This is a genomic window from Antarctobacter sp. (assembly GCF_048262615.1).
GTDB lineage: Bacteria > Pseudomonadota > Alphaproteobacteria > Rhodobacterales > Rhodobacteraceae > Antarctobacter.
On the sequence record NZ_JBLXFB010000032.1, the window covers coordinates 1 to 14,005 of the forward strand.

Genomic DNA, 14,005 nt, shown 5'->3' on the forward strand with positions numbered 1-14,005 from the left:
GGCCAACCCGTCAAAGCGGTCCCGCCACAGCGTATGCCCGGTTTCCGCCTCGACCAATTGGGTAAAGATGCGCATCTGGTCGCCCGCCTGCTGGATGCTGCCCTCCAGCACATAGCGCACGCCCAGTTCCCGCCCGACCTCTGACAGGTCGATACTGCGCCCCTTGTAGTTGAAACTCGACGTGCTGGAGATCACGAAAAAGCCCGACACCCGCGACAGCGCCATGATGACCTCGTTCACGATGCCATCGACAAGGTAGTCGCGGTCCTCCGATCCGGTCAGATTGGCAAAGGGCAGCACCGCCAGCGACGGAATATCGGGCACCGGCAGCGCCTTGACCGGCTCGGGGGTGGCTTCGTCGGTTCCGCTGTCGGGAACGATGTAGCGGTATCCGATCCCCGGCACCGTCTTGATCGTTTCACGGCCCAGCGCCTTGCGCAGCCCGGCGATCTGCACGGTCAGGTTGCTTTCCTCGACCATCAGCCCCGCCCAGACCGCGTCCAGCAGTTCGGCCTTGGACACCACCCTGTCGGCGTGGTCGACCAGATACGCCAGCACGTCAAAGGCCCGCGCGCCCAGCGCAATCTCATGTCCGTCCAACAGGACGACCCGCTGATCGTGAAGAATTTCCAGTGTCACCGGACAAATCGCCTTTTTCCGGGCCTGTCCCGGCAGAGATATCCGTCGAGTATGGGTCATGACCCGCCTGCGCCGCAAGACCGGGAACAGGGTCCGGATTTGGTGGCAAAGGTTAAGAGGGTGTGAATTCGCCTCTGTAACCCGTTGATTTTCCGTGGCCGCCTGTGTGTCCACGCGTGGACACTCCTTTTTCGGCGGCACTCGACAAGGCCCCGTTCCACCCCCATCATGGCCGCCAGACAGGCGGGAGGAGCCCCTATGAAAACCATCGTCGCCCACGGCGCGCATGACCTCAGGATCGAAGAGAAAGACAGGCCCACGCCCGGCCCCGGTCAGGTCCTGATCCGGCTCGAATCCGGGGGCATCTGCGGCTCTGACCTGCATTATTATAATCACGGCGGCTTCGGCACGGTCCGCCTGCGCGAGCCGATGATCCTCGGCCACGAGGTCGCCGGCAAGATCGAAACGCTGGGCCCAAACGTCACCGCGCTGGCCCCCGGCCAACGCGTCGCCGTCTCCCCCTCGCGCCCCTGCCATGCCTGCCGCTTTTGCCACGCGGGCCAGCCCAACCACTGCCTCAACATGCGCTTTTACGGCTCGGCCATGCCCTTCCCGCATATCCAGGGGGCCTTTCGCGAATATCTCGTCGCCGACGTTTCCCAATGCGCGCCCGCCGACGCCCTGACCGCCGGAGAGGCCGCCATGGCAGAGCCCCTGTCGGTGGTCCTCCACGCCGCCAAAAAGGCGGGTGACCTGCTGGGCAAACGGGTGCTGGTGACAGGCTGCGGCCCCATCGGCGCACTGGCCGTGCTGGTCGCCCGCGCCGCAGGTGCCGCCGAGATCGTGGCGACAGATCTCACCGATTTCACGCTCCAGATGGCCGCGCAGGTCGGCGCGGACCGCGTGGTGAACATGGGGACAGACCCGGATGGCCTGACGCCCTACACCGCCGACAAGGGCCAGATCGACGTGCTGTTCGAATGCTCCGGCGCAGCCCCCGCCCTGATCGCGGCCATCCCCGCGATGCGCCCCGGCGGGATTATCATGCAACTGGGTCTGGGCGGCGACATGACCCTGCCGGTGCAGGCGCTCACCGCCAAGGAATTGCAACTGCGCGGCTCTTTCCGCTTTCACGAAGAGTTCTTTACCGCCGTGGACCTGATGCGGTCGGGGCGGATCGACGTGAAACCGCTGATCACCCATGAAGTAGGTCTGGATCAGGCCGAAGACGGATTCAAGCTGGCCTCTGACCGAACGCAGGCGATGAAGGCCCAGATCCGGTTTTCGTGACGGGTGGTGGCCCGCTGACTAAAGCTTCAGCTTTTTGAAGATCGGTTCGGGGATGTTGCGAATGATCGCCATGACCAGCCACCAGATGCGGCGCACATAAATCACGTTGCGCCCCTTCTGCACCGCCTTCAGCACCGCCGCGCCCACCTCTGACGGCTCGGCGGTCAGTTTCTCGGGCAGGTCCAGCCCCTCTGTCATGGCGGTGTTGACGAACCCCGGCAGCACCGTGACCACATGCACCCCCTTGGCGGCCAGCCGATTGCGCAGCCCGGACAGGAAGGCGGTAAAGCCCGCCTTGGCAGCGCCGTAGACATAGTTCGTGGCCCGCCCCCGATCACCCGCGACAGAACTGACCCCGACCAGCGTGCCCGAACCACGCGCCTCGAACCGGTTGGCCAGCAGGGCAAGGATGCCAGCGGGCCCCTCGAAGTTGGTGCGCATCACAAGCGCGGCCTGCGCCAGATCCCGCTCGTTCTCCCCCTGCTCCCCCATGTAGCCGACAACGCTGACGGCGACCTCAGGCAGGGTGGGCAATCCGTCAAGGAACCCAGCGAACCCATCGCGGTCCAGCACGTCGAAGTCGTGCAGCGTAACCTCTACCCCGTGCCGAAGGGCAAGGTCGGTCCGCGCGGTTTCCAGCCCCGCAGACCCGCGCGCAGCAAGCTGGATCGGATGACCTGCGGCGGCAAAGGCATGGGCGATGGCCAGCCCCATGTCCGAACGGGCACCAAGGATGAGGACGGGAAGTGCGGTCAAAGCGATAGCCTTTCGGATTGGGCAGAGGCGAAATGGTCCTTGAGACCGCGCGCGGCGCGCAGCGCCTCGAAATCGGCGGTGCGGGCGTCGGCCTCGCGCAGGGTGTCCGGCCCCATCCGGCTGTCCTTGGCCAGATAGAACCGCCCGCCGTGGGCCACGGCGATGGTGTCCAACTGGTCCAGCAGGTCCAGCGTATGCGGCTTCATCGGGAAATCGAGCGCCAGCGTATACCCCTCCATCGGGAAGGAAAACGCGCTGTCCTGCGGGCCAAAGCGTTTCAGCACCGCAAGGAAAGACCCCGCGCCGGCCTCGGCTATCGCCTCCAGCAGATCGGTTAGTCCTTCGCGGGATGTGTCCAGCGGCAGGACACATTGGAACTGGGCAAAGCCCCGGCGGCCATAGATGCGGTTCCATTTCAGGACGGCGTCCAGCGGGTAGAAATAGGTATCCCAATCCACCAGCGCCTTGGTCGATTTCCACGTGCCGACACGGTAATACAGCTCATTGAAGGCGCGCACGGTCCAGCGGTTGAGCGCGAAACCGGGAAAGTCGAACGGGACGGAGCGCGCGCCCTTGTGCCCGGCGTCGAGCGGGGTCTTGGCCTGTTTGCCATCAAGGTCGGCGCGCGTCGCGTGTTCCCCCAGAATGACCAGCGAGCGGCCAAGATGCGCGCCCCGGCTCATGCAGTCGATCCACGCGACGGAATAGGGCATATGGGCGTTCTGCTCAAAGAGATCCATCGCCGCGTGCAGGTCCGGCGCGGGCAGCGTCGTCTGGTTGATCCACGCGGTTTCCACCGGGCGCAGGCGGATGGCAGTGCGGACAATCACCCCGGTCAGACCCATGCCGCCCAGCGTGTGACGGAACAACTCGGCATCCTGATCGCGGGAGATGCGGCGAATTTGCCCATCCGGCCCCATGAGGTCGATCCAGTCGACGCAGGTGCCGAAACTGCCATCGACATGGTGGTTCTTGCCATGCACGTCGGCGGCAATCGCACCGCCCAGCGTGACGAACTTGGTCCCCGGCGTGACCATCGGGAACCAGCCGCGCGGCAGGAAGGCGTCGATCACGTCCCCCAGCAGCACACCCGCCTCTGCCTCTAGCTGACCGGTTTCGCCGTCGAAGGACAGCATGTGGTTGAAGTGGCGCATATCCACCGTGGCGGGGGCACCGATGGCGCTGTCCCCGTAGGACCGCCCGTTGCCCCGTGCGATAACCGGCGTGTCACCGGTCACGCGGGCCCGCAAGGCATCCAGATCACGGGGCGCGCTAAGCTGCGTTTCGACAACCGGAAAACGGCCCCAGCCAGACAGTTTCATGATGGCGCTCCAAGGCGCGCATCGGTGAAGACAAAGCGCCGGTCCAGATTGTACTTGATGACATAGCCGACAATAAGGCCGATCACCGCGCCCGCCTCACGCATCTGATCACTGTGCCAGATCAGCCAAAAGGCGGTTTCCGTGCCCCAGAAAATCGCCGTCGTGACGATGCCCATGATGGTGTACAGCGTGAACTTGCGCCCATGCGCGCGCAGTCCGCTGGCGTCGTCGAAAAAGATCCACCGCTTGTCGAGGGCGTATTTCACCACCAGACCGGCCAGCGTTCCCACCGCCACCGCCAGCGCGAAGGCGGCACCACTGTCGCCGCCCATCAGGACAAGGCGCTGCACGCCCAGATTGGCCAATGTCGCCAGCACGGCAAACCCGGCGTAGCGCAGGATCAGACCCTGCCGCGACATCCTACAGCGTCCCCGCCAGCGCGAAACCCAGGCTGAGAACCACGCAGATCTGGCTCACCCGGTCGCGGGCGGCATAGACCAGCGGATCATCGTGCATGTGGCCCCGGTGCGCGATCATGACCGTTCGCGTGATCCAGAACAGCAGCACCGGGCCGATCCCCCAAAGCATGATCGGCGCTTTGTAAAGCACCCTGACATCGGGTGAATCGAGATACAGCACCAGCACGAGGACCGAGACAAAGCCCGCCGCGATGGCGATCATGGTGATGATCGGCAAGTCGCCCACATTATAGCCGCGCCCGCGCGCGCGCAGGGTGCCCCTGCGGGCACTGTCCACCAGTTCCGCCTGACGTTTGACGGCGGCGAGCGACAGAAAGAAGAAAATGGCAAAGGCCAGCATCCAGACCGACAGCGGGATGCCGGTGGCCACCGCGCCCGCGACGATGCGCATGGTGTACAGTCCCGCCAGAACGCAGATGTCGATCACCATCTTGCGTTTCAGGTGCAGCGAATAGGCGGTGGTCAGGACAAAATAGCCGCAGACCACGGCGAAAAACGATGGCCCGACTGACAGCGACACGATGGCCCCGGCGGTGAACAGCCCTGCCGCCATGAGCATCCCGTGCGACAGTGGCACCTCGCCAGAGGCAAAGGGGCGGTGCCGTTTGCGCGGATGGGCGCGGTCGGCGTTCAGATCGGTCATGTCGTTGACCACATAGACGCTGGAGGCGATCAGGCTGTAGGCGACAAAGGCCGCCGCCGCCAGCAGCAGGGTCGCGGCATCGAACTGGTGCCCGGCAAGCATGGGCAGGAAAACAAGGATGTTCTTGAGCCACTGGTGCGGGCGCAGCGCCTTGATGTAGGGCCGGACGCTTTGCGGCACTGTGGTCAGATGCTCGACCTCGGTTGCCACGGCCTCTGCCTCGGCACGCAGGCGGGCAGAGGCATTGACGGTGACGGCCTTGGCGGCCTGCTGCCATACCGGCAGGTCGGCGGCGCTGTCCCCCATATAGACAAACCCGCCCGCGCCGAAATGCTCTGACAGAAAGGCGGCCTTGGCTGGCCCTTTCAGGTTGCGGCTGCCGTCAGAGCCGTGGACCTCGTCGAACACCTTGAGATGGTCGGCGATGGCCTCGGCCAGCGATTGATCGGAAGCGGTGACAAGTGCGGTGCGGCCGCCCTTTGCGCGCCACGCCTCGATATAGGCAAGCACCTTGCGGTCGAAGGGCAGGGTTGCGGTTTCCAACCTGGCGGTTTCGGCGAGCCGCTGCTTGAGCGCGGCGCGCCCCTGACCCAGCGCCCGAACGGCGGTGAGCGCAACGGTCCAGTCGCGGCCGAAAGCGGTCCAAAAGCTTTCGTACAGCATGTCGCTGCGCAGGAGCGTGCCATCGAGATCGACAATCAGGATCGGAAGGCGCCCGCCCTGATCCGCACGGTCCCCCTCTCCGCCCGGCCCTTCGTCCGGACCGCGTGCTGTCTCTTGCGCGTACATTCTGTTGCCTGCTCAGGTGTTTGTTTTGCCAACAGTCTAAAAGAGCGGGCCTATGCCGTCGAGGCAGGAATGTGGCGCTCAGGAGATGTGTCCGACGCGCCACAGGCGACCACAGTTTGGTCGCAGTTCGCTGGCCTCACCCGACGGCCGCTGCCAACCAAACCGGTCGAAACCGTCCAGATCCTCGGCACAGGCGATTTCCCGGTGATCCGCCGACTGCGGTCAGGGACGATGCCGAACTGGGCATGACAGATGGCAGGCCGGAAAGCGACCAGACACGACAGCCATTCAGCTTTGTCCGTGCCACACGGCAGCACGCGGACAGCCGACGCGCGTCGTGCGCGATCGCCTTGACGCGGCAAGCGCGCGCGCCCCACACTCCGCCCGATGAGGAACGAGTGGCGCAGCCGGGAAACGGTGGCGGAGGGAGACAAACATGATCAGCCAAGAGCTTAACGACCAATTGACACGCGTGGGCAAAGGGCAACCGGCGGGCGAGGTGCTGCGCCGCTACTGGCAGCCCGCCGCGCTTAGCGATGAACTGGCCGGGCCGCGCCCGGTTGTTCCTGTGACTCTGCTGGGTGAACAACTGGTCCTGTTCCGAGACAACGAGGGCGCGCTGGGGTTGATCGGGCGGCACTGTCCGCACCGGGGCGCAGACCTTTGTTACGGTCGGCGGGAGGACAACGGGCTGCGGTGTCCATTTCATGGCTGGCATTTCGACCGCACCGGCCAGTGCGTCGAACAGCCGGGTGAACCCGAGGGCAGCCGGATGCACGAACAGATCCGCACCGCCGCCTACCCGGTGGTCGAACGCAACGGTATTGTCTTTGCCTACCTCGGCCCCGGCGATCCTCCACCCTTTCCGAACTTTGACTGTTTCCGCGCGCCCGGCTCACATGTCTTTGCGTTCAAGGGGTTGTGGGAGTGCAACTGGCTTCAGGCGATGGAGGTCGGGATCGACCCGGCGCATGCCTCTTTCCTGCATCGCTTCCTGCAAGACGAAGACCCCAAGGACAGCTACGGCAAACAGTTCCGCGACAGCGCCGCCGACACCAATATCCCGATGACAAAACTGCTGCGCGACTATCCCCGCCCGGACATCCGCGTCGATGAGACGGATTTCGGCCTCAGGCTGACGGCCCTGCGCCATATGGAAAACGGCCTGACCCATGTCCGCGTGACCAACCAGATCTTTCCGCAGGCGATCTGCATCCCGATGAGCCGCGAGATGACAATCACACAATGGCATGTGCCCGTCGATGATGAGACCTGTTACTGGTATTCGATGTTCACCAGTTTCACCCAGCCGGTGAACAAGGAGCTGATGCGCGCACAGCGGCTGAAAGAGCATCGCCTGCCGGACTATGCCCCGCTGAAAAACAAGCGCAACGACTATGGCTATGACCCCGAGGAACAGGCGCGCGAGACCTATACCGGCATGGGACTGGACATCAACGTACATGACCAATGGGCGGTCGAAAGCATGGGCCGCATTCAGGACCGCACGCAGGAACATCTGGGCAAGACCGACGTGGGTATCGTCCGCTATCGCCGGATGCTGCGCGCCGCCATCGCGGCACTTGAGGCAGGCGATGAGACGGCGCTGCCGATGCGGGGCGACGCGGACGTGGAGTCCCTCTCCGGGCCGTTGTCCAACGATGCCATCGCCGACAGCGCCGACTGGGAGGCGGCAAGCCTGCGGGCCGATGGCGACCGCCGGGCCGCCTGCCCCTGGGATGCGGCGCTTTGATGGCGGCGGACATTTCGGCCGGACGGCTGGGGCGCGACGGGCTGATCGATGCCAAGGTGGCGGCGGACGTGCTCGACCGTGTGCAGTCCGAAGGGATCGAGACGGTGCGCATAGTCTTTGCCGACGCGCATGGCATCCTGCGGGGCAAGACGGTCACCCGCCGCGCGTTGGAAGGTGCATTTACCGCCGGTTTGCGTGCGCCATCGACCCTGTTGCTGAAGGATATCTCGCACCGGACGGTCTTTCCGATCTGGTCCAAGGACAGCGATGCGCCGATGACCGGTGCCAGCGATGTGCTGCTTGTGCCGCGCCCCGAGACGTTTACCCCGCTGCCGCACGCGCCACATTCCGCATTGATGCTGTGCCGCGTGTTGCGCACGGACGGCGCGCCGATCGCCTTTGACACGCCAACGATCCTGCAAAGTGCGGTGGACCGGCTGGCGGCGCGCGACATGCGGGCGGTCATGGGGCTGGAGGTTGAATTTCAGGTCTTTGTGCCCGTTGACGCGGCGCTTGAGCACGCCGACGCCACAATGCCCCCGCGCCCGCCAGTGACGCGCGGGGTGAACCAGGGCTGGCAATACCTGACAGAGACCCGCTACGACGCGGTTGAACCGCTGCTGGATGCATTGCGCCGCGGCGCAGAGGCCATGGGACTGCCGGTTCTCAGTGTCGAGGTCGAAATGGGACCAAACCAGTTCGAGTTCACATTTGACGCCGCCGATCCGATGACCACAGCCGACCGGGCGGTGATGTTCCGGACCATGGTCAAGGAAGTCTGCGCGCGCGAGGGCTATCTCGCGTCCTTTATGGCAAAACCGCGGGTGGCGAATGCTGTCGGCAATGGCTGGCACATCCATCAAAGCGTGACGGATCTGGAAGGGCGCAACCTGTTTGTACCCGTCGCTGAGGGAGACCTGAGCGCGACGGCCTCGGCCTGGATAGGTGGGTTGCTGGCCCATGCGCGGGCCTCCTGCATCGCCACGACGCCGACGGTGAACGGGTACAAGCGCTTTGCGCCTTTTCAACTGGCACCGACCCGCATTGGGTGGGGCAAAGACAACCGCGGCGCGATGTTGCGGGCGCTCTTGACGCCGGGGGACCGCGCCAGCCGGATCGAAAACCGGATCGCCGACAGCACCGCCAATCCATATCTCGCGCTGGCGTTTCAGATATTGTCGGGGATGGACGGCCTGACCTCGGGGCTGGAGGCTCCGCCCGCTCTGGCAAACCCCTATGACGATGCCGCCCCTGATGACGATACCGCAGGTGCGTTGCCCGCAACGCTGGGGGCGGCAATCGAGGCTTTTGAAACCTCGTCGATGTACCGCGCGGCGTTGGGGGCGGAAACGCAGAACTACCTTGTCCGATTAAAGCGAGCCGAATGGGAACGCTATCTGGCCAGTATTTCGGAATGGGAACAGGCCGAGTACTTCACCGCTTTTTAACGCAACTCTCAGAAATCACGTTAGCGAAATTTCAAAGGCTCGTCGCTGTCAAAGAGATAGGACACGTTCCAGTTCTCCGAATCCGATAGACCACGAGCCGCCAACATATCGACAATACGCTTGTCTATGGTATCGACAAAACGGCCGAATTCCATCTCATCCCGAATGACCTTGGAAACATCCTGAGCAATTTGAACCCTTTGCTGGGCAAGCAATTCGCCAATCCAATGCCGAGAGGCTTCGGCGAATATCTTGGCCGAGGCGATCATCAATTCCCGCAGTTTGTCGATGCTGAGCGCGTCTTTGTCGAGACAGTCCATTGACCCCTTCTTCATCGAGGCAACGGCGACGTCAGTGCGCATTTCGGACGAGATCATGACGATGGCCGCGCCAAAGTTCATCGGGTGGTTCTGCACAATCCTTTGGGCGTGCAACCCATTGCCATGCGGAAGCAGGTAATCGATGAAGATGACGTCATAGCTGCGGTCGTCGAGCGCCTTTTCAAACTCCGGAATATCCGAAGCTGTCCATGACCTTACGGGCAAACCGGTTTTCTGACAGTCGCGTGTGATCCGGTTCTGGTCAAAGCGGCTGTCGTCAAGGATCAGGATGTCGAAACCATTGCTGCGCTGGAATGCGGTAGACGCCTCGTGATACCGCGCTTCCATTGCCGGCAGGTCGCCGGGGGTTGTTGGACCGGTCGGTGTTTGATGCATGGCCTGAACTCCACCGTTGTTTCGAACGCAGGATCACGCTATTTCACAAATTCCTAACAGTCAATTTACGCGTTCAAAGCGATTAAATCCAATTCATTGAAAATCAGACAGCCTCAATAATTGCCCGCACCTTCTGAAAATGCTATTGGTATCAATGCAGACGAAGAATCCCGGACAAAAATAGATGACGCAAAAAACGGCCTCCGATCGCGAGTTTGATTCATATCTCTATGCAATCACACATGATCTGAAAGGCTTTTCACGCGCGATGCGTGTCATCCCCGAGTGGATCATCGAGGATCTGGGCCAGTCGCAGGTCACTCTTCCGGGCGAAGTCACCGATCATCTGTCCATGTTGCAGCACTACGCGCACGGGATGGATCGCATGCTGGACGGTCTGACGGATCTTTCGCGCGTCGGCCGGCTTGCCAATGCGCCTGCACGAACGTCCCTGCACGACGCGCTGGTTCAGGCATGGGCCCAGATCGGCGACACAGACGGTTTTTCAGCCGATTTCACACAGGTCGACGCGGCGGTTGAAGCGCCGGACAACGACCTTCAGCGCTTGTTGCAGGCATTGCTCAAGAACACCATCAGCCACCATGACAAAAGCACCGGCTCTGTCTGGGTCAAGGCCTGGCCGGATGGCAATCGCATCATTCTGGAGGTCAACGATGACGGTCCGGGAATTGAACCTGCCTACCGCGACAAGGTGTTCGAACCGCTGCATACGCTCAGCCCGAAGGACGAGACCGGGTATTCCGGGCTTGGCCTGACTGTCTCGCGCAAAGTAATTGGCACCCTTGGCGGCGAAATCGCGATTGTCGACAGCGCCACCCCCGGCGACCGGGGGTGCACGGTGCGCTGCGACCTGCCCGCCGCATAAACGGACCTTGGGACCGGGCACTAAAACGCGCCCTCCCGAAGCATCGTGTCGATCCCCTGAAGGTGCTGTACCTCCAACGGTTTTTGGATGTAGTCGCGGACAACCTCGTATTTCGACGCGCGCTTGCGGTCCTGATCCGAGATTGAGGTCGTCAACATGATAACGGCGGCTTTGACAAAACCCGGCCCGAACCGGGCAACCGCCTCGTCCAGAAACTCGAACCCGTTCATCCGCGGCATGTTGATGTCGAGCAGGATAATGTCGATCGAGGGCCGGTCGGGTTTGGCGAAAAAATCGATTGCATCGGTTGCCATAAGAAAACAGTGCAGGTTGTCGACAAGTGCCGATTTCTTGACGATGCGGGCATAGAGCTTCTGGTCGACGGAATTGTCGTCGATGATCATGAGCGAGGAGATCATGGTGTTTCCTTTCTGAGAATGACCGTGAATGTGCTTCCGACCCCCGGTGTGGAGGCGACGAAAATCCGCCCGCCATGGTTCAGCGCAATGCGCTGGCAAATGGCGAGGCCAAGCCCGTTTCCGGTGTATTCCACTGTGGAATTGAGCCGTTGAAAGAGTTGAAAGATACGGTCCAGGTGGGCCGGGTCTATGCCGATGCCATTGTCGGTGACGGACAATCCGACAAATCCCTCTGGGGCGTTGACCCGGTCGACAGAAATCACCGGGACCGATCCGCGGGCGTGGAACTTGATCGCGTTGTCGATGAGGGTCGCCAGCAGGATCCGCAGTTGTCCCGGCGAGCCGGGCACTTTGCCCAGCGTGTTCACGGTAACCGTCGCGCCGCTGTTCGACACCGCATCAGCGAGGTCGGCGATCACTTCACGGGCAGCCTCGCTCAGGTCGACATCATCCTGAGCAACCGTCGGCGCGATCGCGTTTGTATAGGACTGTACATCGTCGATCAGGCTGGACATGCGGCCCAGTGCACCGCGCAGATCCGTCAGCAGTTCGGTGCAATCGGCTCCGGGGGCGTCTCCCAGTTCCTCGCGCAGGGCGTCCGCAATCATGAGCGCCGTATTGGTCGGCGATTTCAGATCATGCGATGTCGCATAGGCAAAGGCGCGCAGGTCCTCGGTGGTGGCCTCGGCAAGTCGGATCTGCTCCTGCAAATCTTCGTTCAACATCTGTATCTGGCGCATCCGCGCCCGCTCTTCGGTGACATCGTGGCGCAACAGCAAGCTTTCACCGCCCTTGAGCAGTTTGGTGGTGCGCAAAAACGTAATGCCGCAATCCACATGGATTTCCCGCGTGAAGCCATCGGTCCAGATTTCCTGCATCTGGCTGTCTATCCAGTCTTCCAGCGGCGTGTCGCCAAGATCGGCACGCCCGTCGGCGACCAGTCCACGCAGGGCGTTTTCATAGAAATTGCCCTCAACCAGCCGTCCGCTGGAAGCGGCCGCCGTCGAAGCCGTGGCCTTGTTTACATATTTGATGCGCCCATCACGTCCCAACAGGACGATCCCCAACGGGATCTTGTCGATCAAATCCTCGGCAATGTCGCGGCGCGCCTCATGCAATCGCCGCTGATACCTGTGCCAGACAAGCCCGCCCATGGCGATGACGAACGCGGCACCAACCGCTCCCAACAGGTTGGGCAACAGCGCGGAGACCCAGTTCGAAGGCGGGGGGAACCAGGACAGTCGCAGATCGAGATAGCGAGAGGATGCAAGGTAGCCGGGGATCACGGCATTCATTTGCGCAATCTGAGGCGCAAGTCCAAATCGGAAACCAACGGCATGTTCCACGTCAAAGATTTCCGGCCCGACTTCGACGATGCGGCCTTCGAACCCCCGTTCGGTAAGTTCGCTGACCATACGGTGACGTTCGTGCAGGGCGGCATCGACATGACCGGTCAGCAAGGCAAAGATCAAACCGGTCGCGCTGGCAAAAGGCACGGCTTCGGCGCCTTCCAAAGCCTCGTTCCGGGCAAAGGACATGTCCGTGGACAGCACACCAAGGCGGACGCCAGACCAGTCATTTCCCGGCAACGCTTCGGCCTCGTCGCTCAAGGCGAAGACAGAATACGGGGCGGTCAGAATTGGAAGGCCGAAATCCATCGCACCGGTCCGGTCGCCGCTGATCGCAGTCAAGGACAAAAGGTCAAACCGCTCTTTGCCGGGGCCTTTGCGGATCTCACGCGGAAGCATCTCTTTGAAACGGATATGCAGCCCGGCGCGTTCGGCCAGATCCCGCATCACCTCGACCGAAAAACCCGTCAGGCGGCCATCGTCGCCGTGGACCACGAAAGGGGGTTCATGGCTAAGGCCCACGACCAGCAGCGAGGGATTTGACTCCGGCGGCTCGACCCCCCAGCGGGTGCGCAGACGGTCGAGCGTGCCATTGTTGCCCAGTCTCAATACTGCGCTGTCGATCCGGCTGCGCAATTCCGTGCGGCTGCGGTGCAGCGCCACGACACGCGGCAGGATCTGTACTGGAGGCGAGATTTCCGTGTAACGGTCCGCCAGATCAAAGGCTTCGGCCCCTTTGACAAAGGCGTCCCGAGGGCCGGCGTAACCGTCGACCTCACCTGCTTCCAGCGCCTGAAATAGGTCCGACAGTTTTGTAAAAGTCACCACCTCATGCCGCAGGAGAACGCCGACCAGTTCGGACCCACTGGCCCCCCGGATCGCCCCGAAACGCAGCCCGAATTCGGTTGCCGGATCGATCTGAGGCGCACGGTCGCGCCGCATAAACAGCGAAACAAGCGTGCGGCCAACAGGGGCGGAATAGTGCGACGGCCCCCTGAGCGACGGCAGATCGGCAATGCCCGCAAGCAGGTCCGTCCGCCCTTTGGCCTGCGCCTCCAGCAATTCGGGCACGGTTTCATAGCGCACCAGGTCGAGCGTTAGCCCCGCCTCCGTTGCCAGCGCGCGCGCCAATTCGATCATGAACCCGGTCAGATGCCCGTCTGCTGTTTCCTGCATCAGGCCCGGTACCGGTGACCAGCCAACGGTAATACGCTCACTCTCTGCCAAGACGGACGAGAGCGGACACACCAAAAGCAGAGCCGTGACCAGCGTCAGGGCGAGCTTCAACACCCGCATTCTAATTGTCAGCCATTTGGCCATTTTCCGTGAAGAACTCCAACCCCGTTACCCCCACGACATGGGTAGTGGATGCGAGTTTCGACGGCGTTAACGGTTTCGGCCCCATTACAGCTATGGGTCTCAAGACAGGTGAAAAACCGGGGCACGGAGGCACTTTCTCCGGACACTTTTTCCTATGCGATCTCGCTTGTATGTGGCGCATCCCCCGCGCCCGGAC

General features: G+C 62.5%; 12 protein-coding genes. 4 read left to right on the forward strand and 8 right to left on the reverse strand.

Annotated elements, in window-relative coordinates:
• A partial coding sequence (locus ACN0S5_RS21290) for a winged helix-turn-helix domain-containing protein (RefSeq protein ID WP_417211075.1) occupies positions 1–699 on the reverse strand: 699 nt, incomplete at its 3' end.
• 198 nt (positions 700–897) lie between these two features.
• Here ACN0S5_RS21290 and ACN0S5_RS21295 point away from each other — a divergent pair.
• A complete protein-coding gene (locus tag ACN0S5_RS21295; protein ID WP_417211077.1) occupies positions 898–1,929 on the forward strand; it encodes an L-idonate 5-dehydrogenase in 1,032 nt (343 codons plus the stop codon).
• An 18-nt stretch (positions 1,930–1,947) separates the two neighbouring features.
• Here the strand turns inward: ACN0S5_RS21295 and ACN0S5_RS21300 are convergent, their stop codons facing one another.
• Genes ACN0S5_RS21300 through ACN0S5_RS21315 form a run of 4 tightly spaced genes read right to left on the reverse strand, consistent with a single transcriptional unit; the run spans position 1,948 to position 5,918 of the window.
• A complete protein-coding gene (locus ACN0S5_RS21300; RefSeq protein WP_417211079.1) occupies positions 1,948–2,685 on the reverse strand; it encodes an SDR family oxidoreductase in 738 nt (245 codons plus the stop codon).
• On the reverse strand, positions 2,682–4,007 hold the full coding sequence (locus ACN0S5_RS21305; RefSeq protein ID WP_417211081.1) for an FAD-binding oxidoreductase: 1,326 nt from the start codon (positions 4,005–4,007) through the stop codon (positions 2,682–2,684). The genes ACN0S5_RS21300 and ACN0S5_RS21305 overlap by 4 nt, the downstream gene beginning before the upstream one ends.
• Complete coding sequence (locus ACN0S5_RS21310; protein ID WP_417211082.1) at positions 4,004–4,426, reverse strand: GtrA family protein; 423 nt, start codon at positions 4,424–4,426, stop codon at positions 4,004–4,006. The genes ACN0S5_RS21305 and ACN0S5_RS21310 overlap by 4 nt, the downstream gene beginning before the upstream one ends.
• Position 4,427: 1 nt before the next feature.
• Positions 4,428–5,918: a UbiA family prenyltransferase gene (locus ACN0S5_RS21315; RefSeq protein WP_417211084.1), complete on the reverse strand. Its 1,491-nt coding sequence runs from the start codon at positions 5,916–5,918 to the stop codon at positions 4,428–4,430.
• Between the two features lie 436 nt (positions 5,919–6,354).
• On the opposite strand from ACN0S5_RS21315, the gene ACN0S5_RS21320 reads away from it, so the two are divergent.
• Both ACN0S5_RS21320 and ACN0S5_RS21325 read left to right on the forward strand, forming a co-directional pair.
• Positions 6,355–7,671: a Rieske 2Fe-2S domain-containing protein gene (locus ACN0S5_RS21320; RefSeq protein ID WP_417211085.1), complete on the forward strand. Its 1,317-nt coding sequence runs from the start codon at positions 6,355–6,357 to the stop codon at positions 7,669–7,671.
• Positions 7,671–9,119 carry a glutamine synthetase family protein gene (locus ACN0S5_RS21325; protein ID WP_417211086.1) on the forward strand — a complete coding sequence of 483 codons (1,449 nt, stop codon included), beginning with the start codon at positions 7,671–7,673 and terminating at the stop codon, positions 9,117–9,119. The genes ACN0S5_RS21320 and ACN0S5_RS21325 overlap by 1 nt, the downstream gene beginning before the upstream one ends.
• Before the next feature lie 20 nt (positions 9,120–9,139).
• Here ACN0S5_RS21325 and ACN0S5_RS21330 read toward each other — a convergent pair whose 3' ends face one another.
• Positions 9,140–9,835, reverse strand: a complete 696-nt coding sequence (locus ACN0S5_RS21330) for a response regulator (protein WP_417211088.1) — start codon at positions 9,833–9,835, stop codon at positions 9,140–9,142.
• Positions 9,836–10,019: 184 nt separating this feature from the next.
• Here ACN0S5_RS21330 and ACN0S5_RS21335 point away from each other — a divergent pair, with 184 nt between their 5' ends.
• Positions 10,020–10,721, forward strand: coding sequence for a sensor histidine kinase (locus ACN0S5_RS21335; protein ID WP_417211089.1), 702 nt, complete (start codon positions 10,020–10,022; stop codon positions 10,719–10,721).
• A gap of 20 nt (positions 10,722–10,741) precedes the next feature.
• Here ACN0S5_RS21335 and ACN0S5_RS21340 read toward each other — a convergent pair whose 3' ends face one another.
• Together ACN0S5_RS21340 and ACN0S5_RS21345 are read right to left on the reverse strand one after the other, a co-directional pair.
• Positions 10,742–11,140, reverse strand: coding sequence for a response regulator (locus ACN0S5_RS21340; protein WP_417211090.1), 399 nt, complete (start codon positions 11,138–11,140; stop codon positions 10,742–10,744).
• Positions 11,137–13,809, reverse strand: a complete 2,673-nt coding sequence (locus ACN0S5_RS21345; protein WP_417211093.1) for a transporter substrate-binding domain-containing protein — start codon at positions 13,807–13,809, stop codon at positions 11,137–11,139. The genes ACN0S5_RS21340 and ACN0S5_RS21345 overlap by 4 nt, the downstream gene beginning before the upstream one ends.
• Positions 13,810–14,005: the final 196 nt, after the last annotated feature.